Consider the following 25534-nt stretch of genomic DNA (forward strand, 5'->3'; position numbering starts at 1 on the left):
TGAGGAGGTGTGCCGTGACTGAGCCCGTTCTTTCCCTGAGGGGCATATCCAAGCGCTACGGACCGCTTCAGGTGCTGAAGAATGTCAGCCTTGATGTCTATCCGGGTGAAGTGGTCGCGCTTCTCGGTGAAAACGGCGCCGGCAAATCGACCTTGTCGGGCATCATCGCCGGATCACGCACGCCTTCCGAGGGAACGATGACATGGCTGGGGCAGCCCTATGCCCCCGCCACTCCGCGCGAGGCGATCGACAAGGGCGTCGTCCTGATCCATCAGGAATTGCAGCTCCTGCCGCATCTTTCGATCGCCGAAAATGTCTTCATCGGGCGATGGCCGATGAAGAACGGGGCTGTCGATCGCCCTCAGATGGTCCGGCGCGCCCAGGAACAGCTCGCACGCCTGAACCTACATATTCCAGCGACACGCAAGGTCGCGGGCCTGTCGACTGCCAATCAGCAGCTCATCGAGATCGCCAAGGCGCTGGCGCTCAATGCCAAGCTGCTGATTCTCGATGAGCCGACCGCAGCGCTTGGTGGCGCGGAGACGGAAGCGCTTTTCGAGCAGGTGAGAAAGCTTCGGTCCGAAGGTGTCGGCATCATCTACATCTCCCACCGCATGGAGGAGATCAAGCAGATCACCGATCGCATCGTCGTCCTGCGCGATGGCGAGCGGGTTCAGGAGTTCGCCGACAGCGCCACACCTGTTCGTACCATCGTCGAAAGCATGGTCGGCCGTTCGCTGGACCGGATGTTCCCGGCTCTTCCCGAACCGACGGATCGCCCTGTTTTGCAGGTCAGCGGATTGAGTTCGCCTGACGGGTCCTTCGAGGACGTGACGTTCGAAGTTCGCGCCGGGGAGATCCTCGGCATTGCCGGGCTGGTTGGTGCCGGCCGCACCGAACTCGTCCGTGCCGTTTCTGGCGCTGATCCGATCATCGCCGGCTCGATCAAGCTGGAGGGTGAGGAGCTCAAGCTTCGCAATCCGGCCGAGGCGATCGCCAAGGGCATCGTGATGGTGCCCGAGGATCGCAAGGAGCAGGGTCTCGTCGTCGGCCATCGCATCAGTGAAAACATCATCTATGCCAACCTCGACAAGCTCGGTGGACGCTGGATCACATCACGTGTCAAACGTGCTTTCGCCGAAAAGGCTGTGGCGAAATTCGGCGTCAAAGGCCGGGCCGAGCAATATGCCTCGGACCTGTCGGGCGGCAACCAGCAAAAGGTCGTCATCGCAAAGTGGCTGATGCGTGACCCCAAGGTCGTCGTCCTCGACGAGCCGACCCGTGGCATCGATGTCGGCGCGCGAGCCAGCATTTACGACATCATCGTCAACCTCGCAAAGCAGGGGGTGGCCGTCATCGTCGTCAGCTCCGATCTCGAGGAGGTTCTTGGTGTCTCCAACCGGATTCTCGTGCTTGCACAGGGCAAGCAGGCAGGCATTCTCAATCGTGACGAGGCCAATGACGTCTCTGTCATGGAACTTGCGACAATCTAGACAAACAGAAAGGAAGAGCGGTGTCCGACATCACTCTGAACGCCCCGAAGCTTTTCGATCTTGAGGGACAGGTCGCGCTTGTGACCGGCGCTGGAAGCGGGATTGGGCAGCGTATCGCCATCGGTCTTGCGCAGTGCGGCGCCAACGTCGCGCTTCTGGACCGTCGATCCGACGATGGTCTAGCGAACACGGCTTCGCATATCGAAGCTGCCGGTCGCCGTTCCATCCAGATTGCAGCCGATGTGACCAGCAAGTCCTCTCTCGGGGAGGCGGTTGCGCGTACCGAGGCGGAACTTGGGGCCTTGACGCTTGCAGTCAATGCCGCCGGTATCGCCAACGCCAATCCCGCGGAAGAGATGGAAGAAGAACAGTACCAGACGCTGATGGACATCAACCTAAAGGGCGTTTTTCTGTCCTGCCAGGCGGAAGCACGCGCGATGCTGAAGAACGGGCGCGGATCGATCGTCAATATCGCCTCTATGTCCGGCGTTATCGTCAATCGCGGCCTGAGCCAGGCTCATTACAACGCCTCCAAAGCCGGTGTGATCCACATGTCGAAGTCGCTCGCGATGGAGTGGGTCGGTCGCGGCGTCCGCGTCAACACCATCTCGCCGGGATACACGGCGACGCCGATGAACACGCGTCCGGAAATGGTTCATCAGAGCAAACTTTTCGAAGAGCAGACGCCGATGCAGCGCATGGCAACGGTCGATGAGATGGTCGGCCCAGCCGTCTTCCTGCTGTCGAATGCCGCAAGCTTCGTGACGGGCGTCGATCTGCTCGTCGATGGCGGGTTTTGCTGCTGGTGATGCGATGAGGAAACTGATTGCCGGCAACTGGAAAATGAACGGTCTCGCCTCCTCCCTGGCCGAGATCGAGGCGCTGAAGGGAATAACGGGCGAGGCGGCGTGTGACATCGTCGTCTGCCCGCCCTTAACGCTGGTCGAGAAAGCGGTCGAACGGGTGCGAGGATCAGGGATTGCCATTGGGGCACAGGATTGCCACGCGCGGACCTCAGGCGCCTATACCGGAGATGTTTCCGCCGAGATGCTCGCCGAAATCGGCGCTCGTTTCGTCATTCTGGGACATTCCGAGCGGCGCTCGGCCTATAGGGAGACGGACGGCGCAGTTGCGGCCAAGGCTGTCGCGGTCCATGAGACCAGGCTGACGAGCATCATTTGCGTCGGGGAGACACGTGCGGAACGGGACGAGGGCAGGGCGATCGAAGTGGTTCGTGCCCAGCTAGAAGCATCAATTCCCAACACCGCAACCAGTTCGAACACGGTGATCGCCTATGAACCAGTGTGGGCGATCGGAACAGGGCTAGTTCCGACCCTGGAGCAGATCGAGGAGATGCATTCGTCCATCCGCCAGGCGCTTGAAAAGCGGCTGGGAGAAGAGGGGAAGGATGTCAGGATCCTCTATGGCGGTTCGGTCAAAGCATCGAACGCAAGGGCAATCTTCGGCGTTCGCAACGTCGATGGTGCCCTGGTCGGGGGCGCATCCCTGAAGGCATCGGAGTTTGCCGGGATTATCTCGGCCGCCGTTTGAAGTCGCCAGCAACAGGCGGGCGCTCGGCCCCTTGAGCCGGCGCCTGGCGTGGCTGTCACCGCGAAAGGAATAGGAAATGCAGCGTTTCGAAAACAAGACCGTGGTCATCACCGGCGCGAGCCGCGGCATCGGGGCCGCGATCGCCAGACGGTTCGCGCGTGAGGGCGCCAATCTCGTAGTCTCGGCCAATGAGGATTCCGTCCATGCGGTCGCCGATGCGATCAAGGCTGACGGCGGGAAGGCGATTTCCTTCATCGGTGACGTGACCGACAAGGCCAGTGTGAAGGGGCTCTACGAGGCGGCTGAGGTGGCCTTCGGTGCCGTCGATGTTTCCATCCAGAATGCCGGTGTCATCACCATCGCCCGCGTCGAGGACATGACCGAGGGCGAATGGGACAAGGTCATGGCGGTCAATACCAAAGGTGTCTTCCTCTGCGCCCAGGAGGCGATTGCCCGCATGCGCAAACATGGCCGCGGCGGCCGCATCATCAATACCGCTTCCGGCCAGGCGCGGGACGGCTTCATCTACACGCCGCATTATGCGGCATCGAAGATGGGCGTCGTCGGCATTACCCAGAGCCTTGCCAAGGAAGTCGCGACCGAAGGCATCACAGTGAACGCTTTTTGCCCAGGCATCATCGAAACCGACATGTGGGCCTATAACGACCAGGCTTGGGGGAAGCTTTTGGGCAATTACGGCCCCGGCGAACTCATGAAGGAATGGGTCCAGGGCATTCCGATGAAACGGGCCGGATCGGGCGAAGATGTCGCCGGTCTCGTCACTTTCCTGGCCAGCGACGATGCGGCCTATATCACGGGCCAGACGATCAATGTCGATGGCGGCTTGATCATGTCGTAGTTCGACAATGAGGAACGGTGCGTTCGTTGGGCGGATCGGATTCTCGACGTTTTGGCGATCAAAGCCTCTTGCGGAATGAGGCATTGATCCCTTATCTTTCAATTGTTCTCAGGGCGGGGTGTAATTCCCCACCGGCGGTATGGGGAGTTTCCTCGAGCCCGCGAGCGCCTTCCGAGCTTTCGGAAGGGTCAGCAGATCCGGTGAGATGCCGGAGCCGACGGTATAGTCCGGATGGAAGAGAGCAATGCAGGAGACGCCGCGTCGTGGCGGCGTTCACATGCTTGTTCGCCCAAGGGAAAATGGTGGCTTTGACCGGCCATGCACGCCGTTTCGAACGGCAACCCTTGAAAGGCAGGAAAATGGCAATTTCGAAAATTGAAGATGCGATCGCTGCGATTGCGCGGGGCGAGATCATCGTGGTTGTCGATGATCGTGACCGCGAAAACGAAGGCGATCTGGTGATCGCCGCGGAAGCGGTCACACCGCAGGCGATCGCGTTCATGATGAACCATGCCCGTGGTCTCATCTGCGTTCCGATGGAGGGCGAGAGGCTCGACGAGCTCGATATTCCGTTGATGGTGCCGCGCAACACGGAAGTCCTCAAGACCGCCTTCACCGTTTCCGTCGACTACATTCCGGAAACCACGACCGGAATATCCGCCGCCGACAGGGCGGCAACCGTTCAAGCCCTCGTCAGGGACGGATCGCGTCCTGAGGAATTTGCCCGGCCCGGTCATATCTTTCCGCTTCGCGCGCATCCAAACGGCGTCCTGTCGCGTCCTGGGCACACGGAAGCAGCCGTGGATCTGGCCCGGCTTGCCGGCCTTTCGCCGGCCGGCGTCATCTGCGAAGTGGCGAACGACGACGGCACGATGGCGCGCCTTCCAGAGCTTGAGGTCTTTGCCGAGCGGCATGGCCTCCATCTCGTGACGATCGAGGATCTGATTGCCTACAGGGCCGCAAGCGCTCCCTTCAAGGCTGCCTGATCGTTCCGATACAGCCTATTTTGATCCTGCCCGGATCGATGCTTGCGCAAGGCTCTCCTATGCTCCTTGAGGATGAAGGAGAGCCTTCCTCAGCCTATGAATATGCCCGGCGCCGATCCCGCAGCAACCACCGACCATCGTCGCGCCGGCATCGACCCATGAACAGGCGAAGCGCGAATAGGCGTCGTCATTCAGATCCTGACGGGTCGCGTGAAGGCCCTCGTTGGCGGCCGACTCGCCTTGTTCTCCCTCGAAAGCATTGGCATAGACGCCGATCCGCAGATTATCGCCGCCCTGCTTGAAAACCTCCGCTGCCGCATCGACGGCCTTGCGCATGACTTCCGGTTTGCTGCAGTTGAACAGGAGCGCGTCCGCGCCAGATGACGCTGCCCACCGAGCCGCATCCTCGACAAGTTCGCCGGAGCGGAGCTTAGGCGAGGCGCCATTCCTTTGCGCGGCGTCATCCGCAAGCGTGAAGGAGATCCAGAACGGTTTGCCGGTTTCAGCGACCGCCGTCCGAACCGCCTCTCCCTCCGCGATCAAGCTGAGGGTTTCCCCGAGCCAGACATCGACGTAAGGGTAGAGGTTTTCGACCAGAACCTTGAGATAGTCCTGAACGCGTAACGGATCGAAATTCTGTGGTTCGTAGGAGCCGAAGATCGGAGGCAGGGAGCCTGCGACCAGGATTTTTCGATCCTTGCAGGCGTTAGCGGCGTCGCGCGCCAGCCGTCCGGAAAGGGTGATGAGATCAGCCCCTTCCTTCCAGAACCGTTCCTCGCCAATGTGGAAGGGCACGAGCGCGTAGCTGTTGGTCGTAACGACATCCGAACCGGCAGCGATGAATTCGTCATGCACCTGCCGGACAATCTCCGGTGAATCGACCAGTGCCAGCGCCGACCATTCCGGTTGCTTCAGTTCCGCGCCGAGACGCAGCAGTTCGCGGCTCATGCCGCCGTCGAGGATCAAGGGTTTGCTCATGAATGGGATCTCCAGAATGGCTCGGATCTGCGGAGAGGTTTGATCTCTCCTTCATGCCGGGGTTAGCGCCGCACCGGCACCTGCGCTTCTAGGAACCGGAAGCTTCGCGCGATGATGGCTGTGATGACGAGATAGAAGACGGTGACGACGATCAGAGGCTCGTAGACCAGCAGGGTGTCCTGACGAACCTTGGTGGCAACGGCATAGAGGTCCATCACGGTGACGGTGAAGGCGAGTGGCGTTGCCTTCAACTGCATGACGATTTCGCCGCCGATCGTCGGCAATGCGATGCGAATGGCGCGCGGCAGCCAGATGCGCCGCGTCAGCGTCAGGGGGCGCATGCCGAAGGCGCGGCCGGCTTCCAGCTCGCCTTTCGGAACGGCCAGCAATGCACCGCGCAAAACCTCCGCCTCATAGGCCGCGTAATTCAGCGTGAAGCTGACGGCCGCGAAGAAGAAACCTTCACGTAGGATCGGCCAGAACAGGCTTTGGCGGATTCCCGGGATCATCGGCAGAAGAGAGCCGACGCCGTAGTAGAGCAGCCAGAGCTGTATCAGCAGCGGCGTGCCCCGAAAGAAGGTGCAGTAGCCACGCGCAAGGCTTCGCAGGATGGGGCCGCCGCTGACCTGGGAAAAGGCGAGGCCGATCGCGATGACGAAGCCGAAGACGACGGAAATCACAAGCAGCGACAGCGTTTGCACGGCTCCCGTCAACAGAAGCGGCCAATAGGCGGATATCCATGAGAAGGTCATGCCGGCACCCCTCAGGCAAGCTTCGGCTGGCCGCGGCGTACACGCCGCTCCAGCAGGTCGAAGAGGGCGTTCGAGACGAGCGTGAGAGCGAGATAAATGAGGGCGGAAGCCAGGAAAAAGATGAAATAGTGCTTGGTGCTAGCGCCAGCGAGCCGCGTGGCGAGAGCCAGTTCCTGGTAGCCGACGACGGCGACGAGAGCGCTGTCCTTGGTGACCGACATCCATAGATTGGCAAGACCGGGAAGGGCATTCGGCAGCAGGGCGGGTAAGATGATGCGACGGAAACGCAGGCGTGCGCCCATGCCGAATGCCTTTGCCGCCTCGATCTGGCCGACAGGGATCGCCAGGATCGCGCCGCGCAGCACTTCCGTCATATAGGCGCCCTGCACGAAGCCAAGCACGGCGACCGCGACAGCGAAGCCATTCAATTCGAATGCCGGCAGATTGAGCGCAATGAGGAGCCGATTGAGGCCGTCCATCCCTGCGTAATAGAGCCCGACGATCAGGATCAGCTCGGGGACCGCGCGGACGGCGGTCGTATAGAGTTCAAGCAGCAGCCGGAGCGGCCTGATGCCGGAGAGCTTGCCGAGCGCGCCGCCCGTACCGAGCAGAAGGCCGATCAGAAAAGCGCCGGCGGAGATGGCGACCGTGGAGGCGGCCCCGGTCAAGAGTACTCCACCCCAGCCCGGAGGATAGGGGGAGAGCAGGTCCAGAATGCCCTGAGGAGAGGTCGCCATCGTTGCGATCGTTTACTTGGCGCCGTAGATATCGAAGCTGAAATACTTCTTCGTGATCTCGTCGTATTTGCCGCTGGCGCGTACCGCGGCGATCGCTGCGTTGAGCTTAGCCTTGAGCTCGGTGTCTTCCTTGCGCAAACCGCCCGAAACGCCGGCTCCGAGAATTTCCTTGTCGTCGGCGACATCGCCCATCTTGGCGCAGCAATCCTTGCCGCTGTCGCTCTTGAGGAAGGCATCAAGCGCAAGGGAATCGCCGAAGACGTAGTCGATGCGGCCTGCAGCGAGGTCCTGAAACGCCTCGTCGAGCGTTTGGTAGGTCTTTTCGTCTGCAACCTTGGCGAAGTACTTCTTGTAATATTCCGACTGGATCGTCGACACCTGGATGCCGATGGTCTTGCCCTTGACATCGTCTGCCGTCGCTCCGGTCTTCTGGTCCTTCGGGCCGATCAGCGTGCTGGGCGTGTTATAATATTTGTCGGTGAAATCGATGATCTTCGAACGCTCCGCCGTGTTCGACATCGACGACCAGATCACATCGAACTTCTTGCTCTGAAGCGCCGGAATGAGGCCGTCCCAGGAAAGCTCGATGATCGAGCATTTCTCTTTCATCTGCTCGCAAACGGCGTCCATCATATCGATTTCCCAGCCCTGCCATTTGCCGGAGGCATCCTTGGCGAAGAAGGGCGGGTAGGATTCGTTCATGATGCCGAAGCGAACCTCGGCCTGCGCCGTCATCGAAGAGAGAGCGAAGGCAAGCGCGGCGAACAGAGTGGAAGCCATTCTCATATAAGGGATTCTCCTAATGGTGTTGTCTGCGAATGGGATGTGGATCAGGACGTCAGCATGCCGGTAAATTCCCGGCATCGGCTGCTGATCGGGGCGTCGAAGATCTGCTTTGGCGGCCCTTCCTCCTCGATCCGTCCCTGATGCAGGAAGAGAACGTGGTTCGAGACATCGCGGGCAAAGCGCATCTCGTGGGTGACCAGCAGCATGGTTCGGCCCTCTTCCGCGAGATCGCGGATGACCTTGAGGACCTCGCCGACCAGTTCGGGATCGAGCGCCGATGTCGGCTCGTCGAAGAGCATCACGGCCGGGTCGATGCAAAGCGCGCGAGCGATCGCCGCTCTTTGCTGCTGTCCCCCGGAGAGAAAGGCCGGATAGGCGTCGCGCTTGTCGTAAAGCCCGACTTTGTTGAGAAGAACTTCTGCCTTGTCGATAGCCTCGCGACGGGGGACGCCGAGGACATGCACCGGAGCCTCGATGATGTTTTCGAGAACGGTCATGTGCGCCCAGAGATTGAAGCTCTGAAATACCATGCCCAATCCGCTGCGCATCCGTTCGATCTGCCGCCAGCTTTTCGGCTGCATCTGTCCATGGCGTCCCTGCCTCAGCGCGACTTCCTCGCCGTTGACGACGATGCGGCCGCGATCGGGCATTTCAAGCAGGTTTATGCAGCGCAGGAACGTGCTTTTCCCGGAACCGGACGAGCCGATGATGGAAATCACGTCCCCTTGATGGGCGGTCGTTGAAACGCCCTTGAGGACCTGATGTGACCCAAAGCTCTTGTGGAGATCTTCCACGCGAAGAGCCTGGGAGGGCAGCTCTGGCATATAGAATTCCGATGAAAAACAATTTGCGGAGAATATCGCGAAGGAGAGCGGAATTTGCGCGCAATTTCCGATTATTTTGCATATAAAAAGCAAAAATGTATTTCTTGTGCATCTTTTACGATGGAACAGAGATGTCGTCGCCTAAGTTCATCGACGCCGAAAGGAGCGGGAATGGAAAATCTGGATCGCTTTGATCGCGATATTCTCGATATCGTCCAGCGCAATTGCCAGCTCACTGCCGAAGCGATCGCGGAGGAGGTCGGCCTTTCGACTTCGGCTGTGCAACGGCGCCTGAAACGGTTGCGCGAGGACGGTATCATCAAGGCGGAAATCGCGGTCGTCGACCGCAAGGCGACCGGAACTCCAATGGTGTTAATTGTCGGCATGGAGATCGAGCGGGACAATTACGATGCGCTTGCCAAGTTCCGCCTTTGGGCGGAAAAGCAGGATCATATCCAGCAGGTCTATTACGTCACGGGCGCGGTCGATCTCATTGCGATCGTCACCGCCAGGGATGTCGAGCATTATGACGACATCGCCGCCGTGATCATGGCGGAGAATCCGCAGATACGGCGTATGCACACGAATGTGGTGCTGCGTGACGTTAAGCTTGGTTTGTTCGTGCCGCTGGCAGATGGCAACGAGGCCGGCCGGTAAGCCGCGGGTCGCGGGATGATCGAGGGCGTGCCGTACTCGCCGATCATTGACATGTACTGGGCGAGAGGGAACTGTCCTTGGTCCAGCTGATATTGCCTGACCTTCAAGATTTTCAACGAATAATGATGGGGCCTCTGCAGGCGCGCTCAGCCCGACTGGGAGGCCTTCACCGCCTCAGGCTGTGACGTAACAAGCTGCTTCAACGCATTGTTTCTATTGCTCGACACGAGGCGCTGCGGGATGACAGGTTGCTGGCGCTTTACAAAACGAACTAGTTCGTACATTATTGTTAACGAGGAGTGAGGGTGCTGCATCGTGCAGCATCGAAGATTGTCAGGATGATCTGGGATGTCCTTGCAAGCGGGTGCAGGCGGAGGCCGGATGCCACGGTTGCGATATGTTCTCGACATCCGAATGCTCTGGGGAGGAACGACCATGAAAAGACAAATCGAACATAAAACACCCAAGCGCGCGGCTCTTGCGAGCTGGTTGGGAAGCGCCGTCGAATATTACGATTTCTTCGTCTACGGTACGGCAGCAGCGCTCATTTTCCCGAAGATATTCTTTTCGGCGGAAGACCCGCAAACGGCCGCCATCGCCTCATTCGCGACCTTTGGCGTCGCCTATATCATGCGGCCGCTGGGGGCGGTCGTCCTGGGTCACGTCGGCGACAAGTTCGGCCGCAAGAAGGTGCTGACCTTCACCCTGCTCCTCATGGGTTTTTCGACTTTCATCATCGGCTGCCTGCCCACCTATAATCAGGCCGGCATCCTGGCGCCCATTCTTCTGGTTCTGGCGCGCGTGCTGCAAGGCATTTCGGCCGCCGGCGAACAGGCCGGCGCCAGCTCCATGACGCTTGAGCACGCGCCAGAAAATAGACGGGCCTTCTTTACCAGCTTCACGCTGAGCGGAACACAGGCCGGACTGATCCTTGCAACATTGGTCTTCATTCCGCTTGGAAAGCTCGATGAAGCCGCGTTGATGTCATGGGGTTGGCGTATCCCGTTCTTCCTGAGCTTCGTGGTGGTCATCGTCGGATTCTGGGTTCGCCGCACGCTTGCCGAAACCCCGGCCTTTTTGGAGGAAACCCAGAAGGGCGAGATCGTAAAGCTGCCGCTCGTCTCGCTGCTCACCAATTATTGGGCGGATGTCCTGCGCATCATCTTCGCGGCACTGATTTCCGTCGTCAGCACGATCTTCAGCGTCTTCACGCTGTCCTATGCGGTCAATACCATGCATATCGATCGTTCGACGATGCTGACCGTTCTGGTGCTTGCCAATATCGCGGCGCTGGGCGCGATTCCCGCATGGGCCATTCTAGCAGACCGCATCGGCCGCAAACCCGTGTTCATCTTTGGAGCCGTCGGCTGCGCGGTGCTGATCTGGCCCTACATCTGGGCCATCAGCCAGAACAACCTCATGCTCGTCTTCGTCCTCGGCATCCTGCTTTCGGGCGTGGTCTATAGTGCATCGAACGGCATCTGGCCGGCCCTCTATGCCGAAATGTTCGATACCCGCGTGCGTCTGTCCGGCATGGCCGTCGGAACCCAGATCGGTTTCGCGCTCGGCGGCTTCGCGCCAACGATCAGCGCGGCGGTCATGGGCACCGGACCGATGGGTTGGGTGCCAGTCGCGGTCTTTACCTCCATCACAGCCTTGATTGCCGCCATTTCCGCGGCAACCGCGACGGAGACCTACCGGACGCCGATCGATCAGCTTGGCAGGGATGAACGACGCTTGGCAGCTGCCGTTCGCCACGCCGATCGGGCTGTCTAGCGGCCAGTCCCGATCTGCGCAGCAATGACGTGTCGCGATCGCGGATGAGTTTGTTGAAAATCGTCAAGTAACGGGATGAAACAATGAAAACCTCGATTGCGACCGTTTCGATCAGTGGTGACCTCAAGGAAAAGCTTCAGGCCATCGCCAAGGCAGGTTTCGATGGCGTCGAAATCTTCGAGAACGACTTTCTCGCTTTCGATGAATCACCGCGCCAGGTCGGTCAGATCGTGAGGGATCATGGGCTGGAGATTACACTCTTTCAGCCCTTCCGGGACTTTGAAGGCATGCCTGAACCCTTCCGCAGCCGGACCTTCGATCGCGCAGAACGCAAGTTCGATCTAATGCAGGAGATGGGGACCGATCTCGTTCTTGTTTGTTCGAACGTCTCGTCCGTGGCGCTGGGCGGGATTGATCGTGCCGCCGCCGACTTCTTCGAGCTCGGCGAGAGAGCGGCCAAACGCGGCCTGCGCGTCGGATATGAGGCGCTCGCCTGGGGACGACACATTAACGACCACCGCGATGCCTGGGAAATTGTTCGCCGTGCCGATCATCCAAACATCGGCCTCATTCTCGACAGCTTCCACACGCTTTCTCGCAAGATCGACGTCAATTCGATCCGGTCGATCCCGAAAGAGAAGATCTTCATCATCCAGCTTGCCGACGCGCCGCTAATCGACATGGATCTGCTCTATTGGAGCCGCCATTTCCGCAACATGCCAGGGGAGGGCGACCTTCCCGTACTCGAATTCATGAAGGCCGTCGCCGCGACGGGCTATGACGGCTATCTGTCGCTGGAGATTTTCAACGACCAGTTCCGCGGCGGCTCGCCGACCGCCATCGCCGTCGATGGCCGGCGCTCGCTCATCTATCTTGGCGACCAGGTTCGTCGCGCGGAGAACAGCGGTCTCACCTTGCCCCCGATGCCGCCGCGTGCCGAAGTGGACGGCGTTGCCTTTGTCGAGTTTACCGTCGACGAAGCCGAGGCGTCTGTCCTTTCTGATCGGCTGCGTGCGCTGGGCTTTCGCCATGTCGGGCGCCATAAGAGCAAGCGTGTCGATGTCTTCCGGCAAGGCGACATTAATCTTGTCGTCAATACCGATCCGGACGGGTTTGCGGGCGCCTCGTACGCTTTGCATGGGCAGTCGGCCTATGCGATGGGATTATGGGTGGATGATGCGGAAGCCGCGGTTGCGCGGGCCGTGGCCCTGGGCGCCGAACGCTTCGAACAACCATTGGATCCCGGCGAGATTGAAATGCCTGGTGTCAGGGGCGTTGGCGGCGGCATCCTGTATTTCCTCGATCGCAGGAGCGCGCTTAGCCGCATATGGGAGATCGAATTCGATCCGGTCCATGACGATACCGATTGGCGGCCTGTTGGGTTGACGGGCATAGACCATGTCGCGCAAACGATGAAATACGAAGAGCTGCTGACCTGGCTGCTCTTTTATACCGCGATATTGAATGCGCATAAGACGCCGATGGTCGACATTATCGATCCCGCCGGGGTCGTTCGCAGCCAGGTCGTCGAAAACGAGCCGGGCAGCTTGCGCATCACGCTGAACGGTGCGGAAAATCGCAACACGCTCGCCGGGCATTTCATCGCCGAAACTTTTGGCTCCGGCATCCAGCATCTTGCCTTTGCGACCGATGATATCTTTGCCGCCGCGGCCGCTCTGTCGGACAACGGCTTTGCCACCTTGATGATCTCGCCCAACTACTACGACGATCTGGAAGCGAGATTCGGCCTGGAGCCGGCTTTCACGGATCGCCTGAAGGCGCACAACATCCTCTATGACCGCGACGATCACGGCGAATATTTCCAGCTTTACAGCCCCACTTACGGCGAAGGCTTCTTCTTCGAAATTGTTCAGCGCGGCGGCTATCGTGGATATGGCGCGGCGAATGCCATTTTTCGCATTGCGGCGCTGAGGCGGCATCTGCGACCGATTGGTCTGCCGAAACTTTAGGCCCTCCCCATTGGCGTGAAGCCTGTGTTAAAGCTTTGATCTTCAATGTTGGGCAGGGACAGACCCAGGAAGACGGGCAAGGCATGACAAAAGCGCAAGCGGCCAAGATCGAGCGTCTTACGCGAAAGAACGATCCAGACGCGACCAAGGAAAACATTCTCAAGATCGCCACCGAGGAATTCGTCGCAGCCGGTTTTTCCGGTGCGCGCGTCGATGAGATCGCCGAGCGCACCAAGACGTCCAAGCGCATGATCTACTATTATTTCGGCAGCAAGGAAGGGCTGTATCTTGCCGTTCTCGAGCAGGCCTATACGAAGATTCGTACACTGGAGAGCGAACTCGATCTCGAAAACATGCCGCCCGTTCAAGCTATGGCGCAATTGATCGCAAGCACCTTCGATCATGATGATCAGAATCCCGATTTCGTGCGCCTCGTGAGCATCGAAAACATTCATCGCGCAGAACATATGAAACGTTCGGTCGTCCTGTCGCAGATGAATATCGCCGTCATCGATATCATCACGGAAATCCTTGAACGGGGCTACGCCGATGGCAGCTTCGTGCGCAGGGTAGACCCCGTTGATCTGCATATGATGATCAGCGCCCAGTGCTTCTTTCGCGTTTCCAATCGCCATACCTTTGGGGCGATCTTCGAGCGTGACCTGTCGTCCGAAGCCCTGAAGAAGCGGCACAAGTCGCTAATCGTCGATGCGATCCTTGCATTTCTGAGACATCCTTCCTCCGAAATGGCCTGACGAGGCCCGGAGTGATTTGATTGGCTTTGGCGTTTTCCGGCGGCGCTCCATCACGCCTCATATTGACTTTACGTACTAGTTCGTACATTTTGCGAACAAGCCTGCGGCATGGCTTTGTTTTGCTGCTCGGGAGGAAAGATTGAACACTCAAGCCGCCATTGTTCCTCGTCAACTTCATGTCGGATTGATCGGCGCCGGAATCGGCCGATCGTTGACGCCGGCCATGCATATGCGCGAAGGCGAGCATTGCGGCCTGTCCTATCGCTACGATCTCATCGACCTTGACGCCCGTGGTCTCTCCGTATCGGACCTGCCGGCTCTCATCGATGAAGCCGAGGCGATGGGGTTTGCCGGCCTCAATATCACCCATCCTTGCAAGCAGGCGGCCGTCGCGCTGGTGGACGAGCTTTCGCCCGATGCCCAGACGCTGCGATCCATCAACACGATCGTTTTTGATGGGCGGCGCAGGATCGGCCACAATACCGATTGGTGGGGATTTGCCGAAAGCTTCCGGCGCGGGCTGGCCGGGGTTTCACTCGACCATGTCGTGCAGCTGGGCGCGGGCGGCGCCGGCGTTGCCGTTGCGCATGCGGTGGCTGAAATGGGCGCGCATTCCGTGGAGATATTCGATCTCGACCCTTCGCGTGCGCGGGCCCTCGTCGATCAGCTTCAGCCGGCACATGCCGCTTGCCGTTTCTCGGTCGGTCATGATCTTGCCGCGGCACTGGATGTCGCCGATGGTCTGGTTCATGCAACACCGACCGGCATGGCCGCCCATCCTGGGCTGCCGCTCGATGCGCAACTTCTATCCGATCGTCTCTGGGTCGCGGAAATCGTCTATTTCCCGATCGAGACCGCGCTGGTGAAACGCGCCCGACAGACAGGGTGCCGTGTTCTCGACGGCGGCGGCATGGCGGTATTCCAGGCGGTAAAGGCTTTCGAACTCTTCACCGGCATCCGTCCGGCGGCCGAGCGTATGATGCAGCACTTCAATTCGCTGCGCGCCTAAACGCCGACCAATAATCGAAGAGCCTCGATCCCAAAACTCCGGCGCCGAAGTTTCATCCTCGGCGCCGGAGACGTCACAGATGGTATCAGACCGATTGCTCGATCACCAATACGCCGTAGCCGGCGAGCTCGGTCGCGCCTGATATGGCTTTGCCCGTCAGCAGGTCGGTACCCGCCGGCAGATTGACGATCTTCGTTTCATGCTCGGTATTGAGCACGAACAGCAGCTTCCTGCCGCCACTTTCGCGCAGTGACACTTCGACGCCGTTAGGCAGATCCTGCACCAGCGGCGCGGCGACATCGTTGCTGACGAGAAGCTCGCGAATGACCTCCGCGAGCGGCGCGGTGAGATAGGTGCCGAGGTAGTAGACCTGACCATTGCCATGCCGGCGGCGCGTCAGCATCGGCGTGCCTTCCAGGAAACGGTCGGACCAGCGGCCGATGATCTCGGTATCGGCGGATGTCTCCAGCTTCTCGTAAAGGTGTCCGGCTTCCAGCTGACGATTGCCGATCGTATAGGCATACTTGCGCGAAGCCGAGGATGCCGGCGGACGCGGGGATGGTTGGTGGCTGCCGATACCGCCCTCGCGGAAGCCGCTGAACAATCCATCCGCCCCCGGGGCGGAGACTGGTCCGAATTCATGGACACGCACGCCGGAAAGCTCCGCGAGCGCCTTGCCCGGTGCCTGGGTACGGATGATGTGATTGTTGTCGTCGCGAGTTCCGGTCATCGCCGACAGGATGAGCGTACCGCCATCGGCGACGAACTTCTCCACGACTTTCGACCACTCCTCTTTCCACATGACCCAATGGGGGACATAGAGGGCCTTGACGCGCGATAGATCATCTTCCGGATGGATGAAGCCGCAGGCTATGCCCGCCTCATAGCATGCGCGGTGCAGATGGGCTGAATCCTGCATCGGGCTTGGCAGGCCGATCGCGTAGGTCTTGTACGCTTCCTGATTGTCGAAATCCGCGCCGGCGATGGCAATATCCATGCGGACGGTCGTGCCGAGCAGCTTGTCCTCGATCTTGCGGATGTCGGATGCGAATTGCTTGGCTTCCTCGTAGCGACGGCGCGGAACGTCGTCATGGTCGATAATGCCGTTCCAGTAGATCTCGGCGCCGAAATGCGCCGGCCGCCAACGGAAGAACATCAGGCCGTCCGCGCCGCGCGACACCGACGTCATCGCCATGCGGCGCATCTCGCCCGGCTCCGGCACGGAGGAGGAAAAGCCCGGCTGGCTGCCGAGGCCGGAGGCCTGTTCCGGGACGATGAAATTGCCGGAATAGGCGCGGCATTGGTCGAGATGGAAGGCCTGTGTAATCGCATGACCGCCGCCGCGACGCATTTCGTCATAGAGGAACGGATAGATATCGAAGCCGATGAAATCGAGATCCTGGCCGAACTGGCCGCGGAAATCGATATCTACAAGGCCGCCCAGATTATGGAAGATGAACCATGCGGGATTGGTCGCCCGCAGGATTTCGACCTGATCGTGCTGGAAGAGAGCCGTCGCGAATGCGAGGAAACGATGATAGTCCTGCACGTGACCGGGGCTGGAGAAGGACGGGTTCATCGGCTGCGGGAAGACGATCTGGTCGAAGGTCTGATAGGCCGTTGCCCAGAAATCGCCGCCCCAGGCAAAGTTTAGGGCTTCGATCGTGCCATACTTCGCGCGGCAGAACTTCTGGAACTCGATGAGCGCCGAAGGCGAATAGCTTTCGGAGGTCGTCGTATTGAGCTCGTTATCCGTCTGCCAGCCGATGACGTGAGGATTGTCGCGATAATGCTCGGCCATTGCGCGGGTAATCCGTTGGCTGTGCCGGCGCAGCACCGGGCTCGTCGTATCGCAATGCTGGCGCGATCCATGGCTTGCCTCTCTGCCATTGGCATCGACGCGCAGGACTTCCGGATATTTTGCCGTCAGCCAGCGCGGCGGTGTTGCCGTCGGGGTGCAGAGAATGGTCTTGATGCCATGCTTGGCCAGGCCGGCGATTGCCTTGTCGAAGAGCGAGAAGTCGAAATGGTCCTCGTGCGGCTCCATGATATGCCAGGCGAATTCCGCCATGCGAACGGTGTTGAAACCGGCGGCCGCCATGCGTTCGGCATCGCGGTCCCAATAACTCTCGTCGACATGTTCGGGATAATGCGGCACGCCGACCAAGAAGCCGTCGAGATTGAGCGTCCGCCAGACGGATAGCGGCTTTCTTTCCAAAACTTTCATGAGGTGACAAGCTTTCTTTACAGAGAGGCAATGATTGATTTCGGCCGGCTGAGGGTTCTGCCATCGGGACCGAAGAGATAGAGGGACGATGTCGAAGCGGATAGCTTGATCTGCTCGCCGGCGGAAAAGCCGGCGGCATTACCGAGCTGAACGGTGAAATTGCGCGTGCCGCTTTCCGAACCGATCGTGGAGAGTGGGCCTGCGTCTACGTAAAGAATGGTTTCGCGGCCGAGCTGCTCGACCAACCGGACCTTGCCGTCGAATGAAATCGCGGCGTCTTCAGTGGCGGAGCCTATCTTCAGCGATTCCGGCCGAATGCCCAGGGTCAGGCTTGCTTGCGCCTTAAGATCGCCGACATCGGCCACGGGAATGCGAGCCGTCGTGCCGCTACCTTCGAGCGTGACTTCAGCGATGCCGTCGCGAAGCGAAACGAGCTTTGCATTGACAAAATTGATCCGTGGCGCACCCAGGAAGCCAGCGACGAATTGGTTTGCCGGATTGTGATAGAGATTGAGCGGAGCGCCTTCCTGCTCGATGATACCCTTGTTGAACACGACGATGCGGCTTGCCATGGTCATCGCCTCGACCTGATCGTGCGTCACATAGATCATCGTCGAGCCAAGCTGCTGGTGCAGCGTCGAAAGTTCGACGCGCATTTGCGTGCGCAGCGCGGCATCGAGATTGGAGAGCGGTTCGTCAAAGAGGAAGACCTCCGGCGAGCGGGTGATGGCGCGGCCGATGGCGACGCGCTGGCGCTGGCCGCCCGAAAGCTGCTTCGGGCGCTTGTCGAGCTGGTCGGATATTCTGAGGATCTCGGCCGCGCGCTTGACGGCAGCGTCGATCTCGGTTTGCGGGCGCTTCGCCATCTTCAGGCCGAAGCCCATGTTCTCGGCGACCGTCATATGCGGATAAAGCGCGTAGGACTGGAAGACCATGGCAATGCCGCGATCGCCCGGCTCTTCGCGCGTGACGTTGCGGCCGTTGATCCAGATCTCGCCTGAGCTGATAGTCTCAAGCCCGGCGATCGTCTTCAGCGTGGTGGACTTGCCGCAGCCCGACGGGCCGACCATGACGATGAACTCGCCCTTGTCGACGGAAAGATTGACCGAACGCAGGGCGTGATAGCCGCCGTAATGTTTGTCGATGTCGATCAGCTTTACATGGCTCATGAGTGATACTCCAAATCTGTTCGCGCGGTGCGGAAAGCGTCAGCCCTTGACGGCGCCCATGGTCAGGCCCGCGATGAAATGTTTCTGCATCAGGAAGAACATCAGGACCGGTGGGACGGCGACGAACAAGGTTGCCGCCGCCACGATATTCCAGGCGGAGGTCCACTCGCCTCTGAGATTGTTCAGACCCGCCGTTACCGGTTTCACGACATCACTCTGGGTGAGCACGATCGCCCAGAAGTAATCGTTCCAGATGAAGGTGAAGATCAGGATCGCAAGGGCTGCGAGCGCCGGCCGCATCAGCGGTATGACGACATGGCGCATCGTCTGCCAGGGGGACGCGCCTTCGGCGCGCGCGGCCTGAAACAATTCGTCGGGCAGAGCCGCGATGAAATTGCGCATGAACAGGGTCGCAAAGCCGGTCTGGAAGGCGACATGGAAGATGATCAATGCGAAATAGGTGTCGTAGAGGCCAACCGAGACCATGAGATCGCGCACCGGGATCATCATGATCTGCGCGGGCAGGAAGTTGCCGCCGACGAAGAGCGAGAAGAGCAGGGCGTTGCCGCGAAAATTATAGCGCGCGAGCACATAGCCAGTCAGCGTCGAGAATAGGAGAACCAGCAGCACCGAAGGCAGGGTGATGATGAGGCTATTGATGAAATAGCCCCACATATTCGTCTGCTGGAAGACCGCCTGGAAATTCTCGACGAGATTGACGTGCTCGGGCCATGTCCAGTATTTGCCGGCCATGATTTCATCGGCCGTCTTGGATGCGGTCAACATGACCGCGAAGAGGGGCAGCAGCCAGAGGATCAGGATCAGGCCGACGAAGCCGGCATAAAGGCCGCGAAGTACGGGCTTTTCTTCGGGGATGGGGCGAGGATACATCAGCGTGTCTCCCGTTCCATGCGCACCATGACGCGCAGATACCAGGTGATGAAAACGATCATGATTGCAAAGAGGACGGTGGCGATCGCCGCGCCGTAGCCAAAACGATAGGAGAAGATCGACTGCTCGTACATCTGGTAGGCCAGCACCTCCGACGAGCCGAAGGGCCCGCCTGATGTCATCACCGCGATCATGTCGAAGGATCGCAAGGCGCCGACAACGGTCACGGCAAGAGCGATGAAACCCACCTGGCGCAATTGCGGCAGGACGACGTGCCAGAGCATGTTCCAGCCGCGCGCGCCATCGACCCGTCCAGCCCCGATGATGTCGGAACTCAGATTGTTGAGGCCGGCGAGAAACAGCACCATGCAAAAGGCGATCTGTGGCCAGAGCGCGGCGGCAACCACGGCGAAGGTGACGAAATGCTCATCGGCGAGCAGGGCAGGCGCCGTCGCGCCGAAGAGGTTGAAGATGAGCGCAAGAAGCCCGTAATTCGGATCATAGACCCAGCCGAACACGACACCGACCGTGACCGTGGCGAGTACGAGCGGAATGAAGAAGAGCGACTTCAAGATCCGCATGCCGGCGATCTGCTGGTTGACGAGCAGTGCCAGCGCCAGCCCAAGCGGCGGCGCCGCCATGAACATGACGAGCCAGATGATGTTGTTCTTCAGCGAGACGTAGAATTGCGGGTCGGCAAAAAGCTCGGAATAGTTTGCCAATCCCACCCAGCTCTTCTGTCCGACGCCGTCCCAATCGAAGAAGGAAATCCAGATCGATTGGATCGAGGAAGCGATGATGATCGTTCCGAACAGGATGCATCCCGGCACGATGAAGAGGACAGGCGTCAGCCAGTTCCTGTGTTTTTTCCACATGGCTCAGACTTTTTGGTTCGATAATTCAAGGCACGCGCGGCGGGGTGAGGGCTTAAAGCCGATGCCCGCCGCGCCTTGGTCCGGGAGGACTATTTGAAAATGCGCGCGCGGGTCTTTTCGAGCCGCGCCAGGATCTGGTCGCGACGCTCGGGCTTGACCGTGAATTCCTGGAAGCCTTTCATGCCGTCCTGCGCCATGTCCGGGTCGGTGTCACGGTCATAATATTGCGACGTTCCCTTCACGCTCCTGAGCGACTCCACGGCGATGTTGACCAAGGGGTCCTTGCTGGGTGGGCAATCGTTGCGCGGCGGAATGGTGCCTTCGGCTTCGAGGAATGCGCCGAGATTGTCAGGCTGATAAAAGTAAGCAAGGAAATCGCGCGCGCCCTGCCGGTTCTTCGCCTTGGCCGGGATATGCACGGAGTTGACCGAGAAATCCTCGTAGCGTTCGACGCCGGAGACGATTTCCGGGAAGGGAGCGAAGGCAATCTGGCCCTCGTCGCCTGCCGGGAATGCGGACTTGATGAAGCCTCCAAGGTCCATCATCGCGGCCTTCTTCTGCGCCAGGGCCGCACCCGCCTGTTCCCAGCCGAAGGACGGCGCGTTGGCAGAGAAGAAATTGGCTTTGATAAGCTCTTCCCATTTGTCGAAGACCGGCTTCAGCATCGGGTCGATATAGGGGATCTTGCCCTCCATCAGCGCAAGGTGCTTGTCGAGACCGTTGATGCGCAGGTTCATGTGATCGAACCAGCCTCCGGTCGGCCAGAGTTCCTTCGTACCCATGCTGATCGGGGTCATGCCGGCGGATTTCGCCGCCTCGCCGAATTTCAGGAACTCGTCCCAGTTCTTGGGCGCCGTCCAGCCCTTGTCGGCGAAAACATCCTTGCGATAGAAAAGACCCCAGAGAATGCCGCCAAGCGGCAGACCATACTGCTTGCCGTTGACGGTGACCGCCGTCATCGTAGCGCCGAGTTTGTCGCTATAGCCTTCCTTGGCGAACAGGTCGGAAATGTCGTCGAACAGTCCGCGGTCGACGAAAGCCTTCATGCGATTGCCGGAGAACCAGAAGCAGATATCCGGGGCACCGACGACGAGATAGCTGCGGATGGCTGTCTTGTGAGCCTCGTGATCCATATTGTTGATGGTGACTTTCGTCCCTGTCTTCTTGGTAAAATCGGCAGCGATACGGTCAAGGACGGCGCGCTGATCGGCATTGCCGATATCCGAAATGATCGTCACCTCGCCGCCATTGGCAATTGCCGGCCGATAAAGAGCCGTGGCGGCCAGGGCAGCGCCCGTGCCGATCATGAACTGGCGCCGAGACGCCCTGATTGCATTGACGAGTGAAAGTTCGTTCTTCGATGCCATCTTTTTCCTCCCGAGGCACATCAAATCCGGGCCCGCCCACCGACGTGAGCAGCCACTAACCTTCAGAAATTACGCAATAAACCGGCAATTCCGCTTGTGCTGATACAAGCAGACATTCCTCCATTGCCATGCGCTATTGCATACCGTATCTTCCAAGAAGCGACAATAGTTAATTTACAAAATAAATTTAAAGGATCACCGTGCGCGGCAACCCTAGTACCTCCCGAGCCCTCAACCGGCGGCTCATCCTCAACCTGCTGCGAAACCGCGGAGCGATGCCGCGCGCCGAAATCGCCACCGTGACGGGCCTCAGCCCGGCGGCCGTGACTTTCGTGGTCACGGAGCTGGTCGAGGAGGGGCTCGTCATCGAGGGAAAAGCGCAGACGGGTGCCACGGGTCGGCGGCCAGTGCCGGTCGATATTAATTATGATGGCCACCTCGCTGTCGGCTTCAAGCTTCGCCATGACAGCATCGATTGCGTCCTGACCGATCTCGCCACGACGCCGATCGCCTCCTTCGATATGCCTGTGCCGGATACGCGACCGGAAACAATGGTCGAGGCGATTGCGACGGCCATCCCGAAGCTTCTTGCCGATGCCGGGCGCACCGGTTTGCCGGTCATGGGGGTCGGCGTTTCCATCCCGGGCGAGGTGGACGCGGTCAACGGCATCTGCGTCCAGAGCCCGCGCTTCGGTTGGCGCAATCTTGCTTTTCCCGAGCTGCTGCGTGAGCGGGTCCATGTTCCGGTCTGGATCGACGACGATATCAGCGCCTTCACCGTCGCGCAGCGGCTCTTCGGCGCGGGCCGCAACTACAGCAATTTCGCGACGATCGCCGTTGGCACCGGCGTCGGGTCATCGCTCGTTATGGGTGGAGAAATCTATCACGGAAGTCACGGCCTAGCCGGGAAACTCGGCCACATCATCACTGTTCCCGGCGGCCGTCTTTGCGAATGCGGGAGAAGGGGCTGCCTTCAGGCGCACACAGCCGAGGCCGCGATGATCGAGGACTGGGGCCGACAAAGAGGCGCAAAGGCCAATCGCGATGAATTCGCAGCCGCGATCGATGGCGGCGATCCGGCGGCTCTCCAGGTCATGGCGGAGGCGGGGGAGCTGATCGGGCGCCATCTGGCCGATCTGGTGAACCTGTTCGATCCCGAGGTCCTCATCGCCGGCGGCGAAGCCATGCAGTTTGGCGAGGCGATTCTTGAGCCGATCCGCCGTTCGATGGCAAAATATGTCTTCTTGAATACGCCAGAATTACTTCCTGATTGGGTGCCGGGCTCCTGGGCGCGGGGCGCCGCAGCTCTGGCGACCCAGCATTTCTTTGATCTGGACGTTGAATGATACCGCTGCGCGCCGTGTCGCCAAAGACCTGAGCTCCGGCTCGCTCTTGATCGGGAGTCCCTTTGGCGAACCTGGCAGTCATCGCGCCATCAGCTCTTCAGGCATGCGCGCGCCGTAACTCCGTGGGAGATTGTCCGTAGAGCCGGCGAAAGAGCCTCGCAAAATGGGACGCGCTGTCGAAGCCGACCTCCAGTGCGATTTCAATGAGCGGAGCCTCTGTCTGGAGAACCAGCTGCTTGGCCCGTTCCATGCGAATACGGGTGTAGACGGCTCCGGGAGAGGTTTTCATTTCCTCGGTAAACAGACGTTCAAGCTGCCGCCGGGACAGTCCGACCGATGCGGCAAGATCTTCGGTCGGCACCACGTCCTCGATATGGCTCTCCATGGTAATCAGCACGGCCTTCAGGCGTGGGTCCTGGCATTCGATCGCGAGCGGCTTGCGCGGCTGGATATCCAGCCCGGATCGAGCGCGCTCGATCTGCAGCACTTCAAGCGCGTTTCGCTCGGCGTCCCGGCTGATGTGCCGTCTGACGAGAAAGGCGGCCATATCGGCGGCGCTGCTTCCGCCGGCGCATGATCCGCGGCTCCGGTCGAGATTGAACAGGCGATCGGAGCGAACGGGGTTTTCGGGGAATTGCTCCCGATAGGCCTGATAATGCAGCCAGCTGACGCAGGTCTGGTGTGTTTTCATCAAGCCAAGGCGTGCCAAGATGAACGTGCCGGTGCAGACCCCGATCAGCGGGATCTTCTGAGCCGCGGCCTTCTTCAGATAATCGGAAGTCTGTTGATCGATCGTGATGTCGGCATTCAAGAGTCCGCCGACGACGACAATGTAGTGGAATTCCTTGGGGTCGATAAAGTCCGACGTCGGTGCGACCTGAACACCGCAGCTCGATGTGATGAGATGCCGGGTGCTACCCAATACCTGCCAGTCGGCCAGCACCCTGCCCGATTTATCGGCTTCGTCGCTCGCCAATCTCAGCGTATCCACGAACAGGGCGAAGGCGGAAAGCGTAAATGATCGCGCGAGGATGAATCCGACCTTCAAGGGATCGTGCTTAGCTTCTTGTTTGACGGATTTCATGCAATGCCTCGACGGACAGACCTCTTCCATTTGATCTGGAAACCATAGGCCAAAGGATCTCGATCGTCGACGAAGATCGTATTTTGGCCGATGATCCGCGCCCAGCCCCCGACGCTGGGCCTGACGTCGCGGAAATCTCCGATTTCAACGTCGGACTCGATGTATGCTTCGAATACCGTGCCGATATCAGTGGCTCAGTGGTTCCCCGTAAACTGGAGATAGGCCGCAAGGCTGACGGCGGAAAGCGCCACAATCGCAGCGGGGTGGGAAAGGCTCTTGCTGATGGCCGCGAGCAGCAGGCCGAGCAAGACGATGGCACTTCCCAGTAACGGCCCCTTATCGGCAAAGGACAATGCAAGGGCCGTCAGGCTGACTGCCGCCGCGACCATCGTAACCGGCATCTGGTTTTGAAGGCTGTCACCGCGGCTTGCGAAGGTCAGCAGAAACCTGTTCCAGCTCAAGCCGAGGGAAATGCTCAAAAGTAGCGGCAGGAGAATGGACAGCATGAATATCGTCTCTTCCGATGGATCAATCGTAAAGACGCAATTCATGTGCCAATAGGCGCAGGCGTTGATCCGGCCGGGTATATCGGAGCTCAGGTGTAGACTGCTGCCCGTTTGTGCGGCGATCTGCCGCTCCGTTCAGCATCCCGCCGGAATCGGCAGGCTTAATGCCGGGCAGGAAAGGGGCTTTGAGTTCATCGATAGCGCGGTCCCGCTTGCGTGACGATCACGTCCATCGGAATGTCATGAGCGAGCGGACGGATGGTATCGATCCTCTGCGATTCGAAGCCGACGCCGATGACCAAAGGCTTGCGCTCGAGGGCCGCAAGGGTTCTGTCGAAAAATCCGCCTCCATAACCAAGACGGTAGCAGGCTGGATCGAAGCCGACCAGGGGCGCGATGACGATATCGGGAACCGCTTGCCTGCCCTCTGCCGGCACGGGAATGTTCCATACCCCGCGTTCGAGCCGCTCTCCTGTTTTCCATGATCGGAATATCAAGGGTTCTGCCTTGGCGACAACGACCGGCAACAGGCAATCCGCGCCGCGTGCCGTCAAGGCCGCCATCCATCCTCTCAGGTCCGGCTCTCCCGAGAAGGGCCAGAACAGGCTGATATGTTTGCCGTCGATATCGGTGACAATCTGATCGAGATAGGTGGCGATCGCGCCTGTATATTCATCACGCTTTGCGATTGGCAGCGCCTTTCGCTCGCCGATCAGCCTTTGCCGCTCAGTCCTTCGCCACGCGAAAATATCCGAAGTCCGGTCTTCATCGGGTGAAATGCCGCTATAGGCTGGATCGACCTCGTGCAACATGCAGGCAGGCGACGCGTATTCGCGGATTGCCTCGTCGGTTTCATGTCGATCTGGTTTTGCCATCCGCCCGTCAGAACTCCATTCCCTGGCTCGATACCGAAACATGCTTGAGCTGCGACAATGA

General features: G+C 59.6%; 24 protein-coding genes, 1 pseudogene and 1 riboswitch. Of the genes and pseudogenes, 11 read left to right on the plus strand and 14 right to left on the minus strand.

The features are described from left to right. Window positions 1-14: 14 nt before the first annotated feature. The 5 genes from FBZ99_RS20065 to ribB all read left to right on the plus strand — a co-directional run bounded on the left by FBZ99_RS20065 (window position 15) and on the right by ribB (window position 4889). Window positions 15-1493, plus strand: coding sequence for a sugar ABC transporter ATP-binding protein (locus FBZ99_RS20065; protein ID WP_145634490.1), 1479 nt, complete (start codon window positions 15-17; stop codon window positions 1491-1493). 20 nt (window positions 1494-1513) lie between these two features. Beyond that, a complete protein-coding gene (locus FBZ99_RS20070) occupies window positions 1514-2302 on the plus strand; it encodes an SDR family oxidoreductase (protein ID WP_145634492.1) in 789 nt (262 codons plus the stop codon). Between the two features lie 4 nt (window positions 2303-2306). Then, a complete protein-coding gene (gene tpiA, locus FBZ99_RS20075) occupies window positions 2307-3044 on the plus strand; it encodes a triose-phosphate isomerase (RefSeq protein ID WP_145634494.1) in 738 nt (245 codons plus the stop codon). Between the two features lie 76 nt (window positions 3045-3120). Continuing rightward, window positions 3121-3903 carry a glucose 1-dehydrogenase gene (locus FBZ99_RS20080; protein WP_145634496.1) on the plus strand — a complete coding sequence of 261 codons (783 nt, stop codon included), beginning with the start codon at window positions 3121-3123 and terminating at the stop codon, window positions 3901-3903. Between the two features lie 100 nt (window positions 3904-4003). Then, a riboswitch (FMN riboswitch) is annotated at window positions 4004-4150 on the plus strand. A gap of 112 nt (window positions 4151-4262) precedes the next feature. Then, a complete protein-coding gene (ribB, locus tag FBZ99_RS20085; RefSeq protein WP_113353554.1) occupies window positions 4263-4889 on the plus strand; it encodes a 3,4-dihydroxy-2-butanone-4-phosphate synthase in 627 nt (208 codons plus the stop codon). 57 nt (window positions 4890-4946) lie between these two features. Here the strand turns inward: ribB and FBZ99_RS20090 are convergent, their stop codons facing one another. The 5 genes from FBZ99_RS20090 to FBZ99_RS20110 all read right to left on the minus strand — a co-directional run bounded on the left by FBZ99_RS20090 (window position 4947) and on the right by FBZ99_RS20110 (window position 8966). Beyond that, entirely contained in the window at window positions 4947-5867 is a 921-nt protein-coding gene (locus FBZ99_RS20090) for a homocysteine S-methyltransferase family protein (protein ID WP_145634498.1), read from the minus strand. A 62-nt stretch (window positions 5868-5929) separates the two neighbouring features. Continuing rightward, complete coding sequence (locus FBZ99_RS20095) at window positions 5930-6619, minus strand: ABC transporter permease (RefSeq protein WP_113353190.1); 690 nt, start codon at window positions 6617-6619, stop codon at window positions 5930-5932. A gap of 11 nt (window positions 6620-6630) precedes the next feature. Beyond that, on the minus strand, window positions 6631-7356 hold the full coding sequence (locus FBZ99_RS20100) for an ABC transporter permease (RefSeq protein ID WP_113353189.1): 726 nt from the start codon (window positions 7354-7356) through the stop codon (window positions 6631-6633). A gap of 12 nt (window positions 7357-7368) precedes the next feature. Then, window positions 7369-8142, minus strand: a complete 774-nt coding sequence (locus FBZ99_RS20105; protein WP_113353188.1) for a transporter substrate-binding domain-containing protein — start codon at window positions 8140-8142, stop codon at window positions 7369-7371. 44 nt (window positions 8143-8186) lie between these two features. Continuing rightward, on the minus strand, window positions 8187-8966 hold the full coding sequence (locus FBZ99_RS20110) for an ABC transporter ATP-binding protein (RefSeq protein ID WP_145634501.1): 780 nt from the start codon (window positions 8964-8966) through the stop codon (window positions 8187-8189). 171 nt (window positions 8967-9137) lie between these two features. Here FBZ99_RS20110 and FBZ99_RS20115 point away from each other — a divergent pair, with 171 nt between their 5' ends. The 5 genes from FBZ99_RS20115 to FBZ99_RS20135 all read left to right on the plus strand — a co-directional run bounded on the left by FBZ99_RS20115 (window position 9138) and on the right by FBZ99_RS20135 (window position 15133). Next, a complete protein-coding gene (locus FBZ99_RS20115; protein ID WP_145634503.1) occupies window positions 9138-9623 on the plus strand; it encodes an Lrp/AsnC family transcriptional regulator in 486 nt (161 codons plus the stop codon). Window positions 9624-10058: 435 nt separating this feature from the next. After that, the gene (locus FBZ99_RS20120) at window positions 10059-11399 is read left to right on the plus strand and encodes an MFS transporter (RefSeq protein WP_113353186.1); all 1341 of its coding nucleotides are present in this window, start codon (window positions 10059-10061) and stop codon (window positions 11397-11399) included. 83 nt (window positions 11400-11482) lie between these two features. Further along, on the plus strand, window positions 11483-13369 hold the full coding sequence (locus FBZ99_RS20125; RefSeq protein WP_145634505.1) for a bifunctional sugar phosphate isomerase/epimerase/4-hydroxyphenylpyruvate dioxygenase family protein: 1887 nt from the start codon (window positions 11483-11485) through the stop codon (window positions 13367-13369). Window positions 13370-13452: 83 nt separating this feature from the next. Next, window positions 13453-14124: a TetR/AcrR family transcriptional regulator gene (locus FBZ99_RS20130; protein WP_113331056.1), complete on the plus strand. Its 672-nt coding sequence runs from the start codon at window positions 13453-13455 to the stop codon at window positions 14122-14124. Window positions 14125-14263: 139 nt separating this feature from the next. Continuing rightward, window positions 14264-15133: a shikimate dehydrogenase gene (locus FBZ99_RS20135; RefSeq protein WP_145634507.1), complete on the plus strand. Its 870-nt coding sequence runs from the start codon at window positions 14264-14266 to the stop codon at window positions 15131-15133. Window positions 15134-15218: 85 nt separating this feature from the next. Here the strand turns inward: FBZ99_RS20135 and FBZ99_RS20140 are convergent, their stop codons facing one another. The 5 genes from FBZ99_RS20140 to FBZ99_RS20160 form a co-directional block, all read right to left on the minus strand. Then, window positions 15219-17360: a beta-galactosidase gene (locus FBZ99_RS20140; protein WP_145634509.1), complete on the minus strand. Its 2142-nt coding sequence runs from the start codon at window positions 17358-17360 to the stop codon at window positions 15219-15221. Between the two features lie 17 nt (window positions 17361-17377). Continuing rightward, on the minus strand, window positions 17378-18529 hold the full coding sequence (locus tag FBZ99_RS20145; RefSeq protein WP_145634511.1) for an ABC transporter ATP-binding protein: 1152 nt from the start codon (window positions 18527-18529) through the stop codon (window positions 17378-17380). 39 nt (window positions 18530-18568) lie between these two features. After that, a complete protein-coding gene (locus FBZ99_RS20150; protein ID WP_113353181.1) occupies window positions 18569-19420 on the minus strand; it encodes a carbohydrate ABC transporter permease in 852 nt (283 codons plus the stop codon). Further along, window positions 19420-20295, minus strand: a complete 876-nt coding sequence (locus tag FBZ99_RS20155) for a carbohydrate ABC transporter permease (protein WP_113353180.1) — start codon at window positions 20293-20295, stop codon at window positions 19420-19422. Before FBZ99_RS20155 ends, FBZ99_RS20150 begins: the two co-directional genes overlap by 1 nt. An 89-nt stretch (window positions 20296-20384) precedes the next feature. Continuing rightward, the gene (locus FBZ99_RS20160; RefSeq protein ID WP_145634514.1) at window positions 20385-21662 is read right to left on the minus strand and encodes an ABC transporter substrate-binding protein; all 1278 of its coding nucleotides are present in this window, start codon (window positions 21660-21662) and stop codon (window positions 20385-20387) included. A gap of 200 nt (window positions 21663-21862) precedes the next feature. Here FBZ99_RS20160 and FBZ99_RS20165 point away from each other — a divergent pair, with 200 nt between their 5' ends. Further along, window positions 21863-23008 (plus strand): ROK family transcriptional regulator, encoded by a 1146-nt coding sequence (locus FBZ99_RS20165; RefSeq protein ID WP_113353178.1) that lies wholly within the window; start codon window positions 21863-21865, stop codon window positions 23006-23008. Between the two features lie 97 nt (window positions 23009-23105). On the opposite strand, the gene FBZ99_RS20170 is transcribed toward FBZ99_RS20165, so the two are convergent. From FBZ99_RS20170 to FBZ99_RS20185, 4 genes and pseudogenes are all read right to left on the minus strand, one after another. Continuing rightward, window positions 23106-24092, minus strand: coding sequence for a GlxA family transcriptional regulator (locus tag FBZ99_RS20170; protein WP_092713702.1), 987 nt, complete (start codon window positions 24090-24092; stop codon window positions 23106-23108). After that, window positions 24089-24277: pseudogene (locus FBZ99_RS20175) on the minus strand (proline racemase family protein); the annotation flags it as partial. The pseudogene FBZ99_RS20175 and the gene FBZ99_RS20170, both read right to left, overlap by 4 nt. A gap of 9 nt (window positions 24278-24286) precedes the next feature. Next, a complete protein-coding gene (locus FBZ99_RS20180; protein WP_113353552.1) occupies window positions 24287-24598 on the minus strand; it encodes a hypothetical protein in 312 nt (103 codons plus the stop codon). Window positions 24599-24789: 191 nt separating this feature from the next. Next, the gene (locus FBZ99_RS20185; RefSeq protein ID WP_145634516.1) at window positions 24790-25473 is read right to left on the minus strand and encodes a 5-formyltetrahydrofolate cyclo-ligase; all 684 of its coding nucleotides are present in this window, start codon (window positions 25471-25473) and stop codon (window positions 24790-24792) included. Window positions 25474-25534 lie beyond the last annotated feature (61 nt).

The organism is Rhizobium sp. ERR 1071 (assembly GCF_007828675.1).
Classification (GTDB): domain Bacteria; phylum Pseudomonadota; class Alphaproteobacteria; order Rhizobiales; family Rhizobiaceae; genus Rhizobium; species Rhizobium dioscoreae.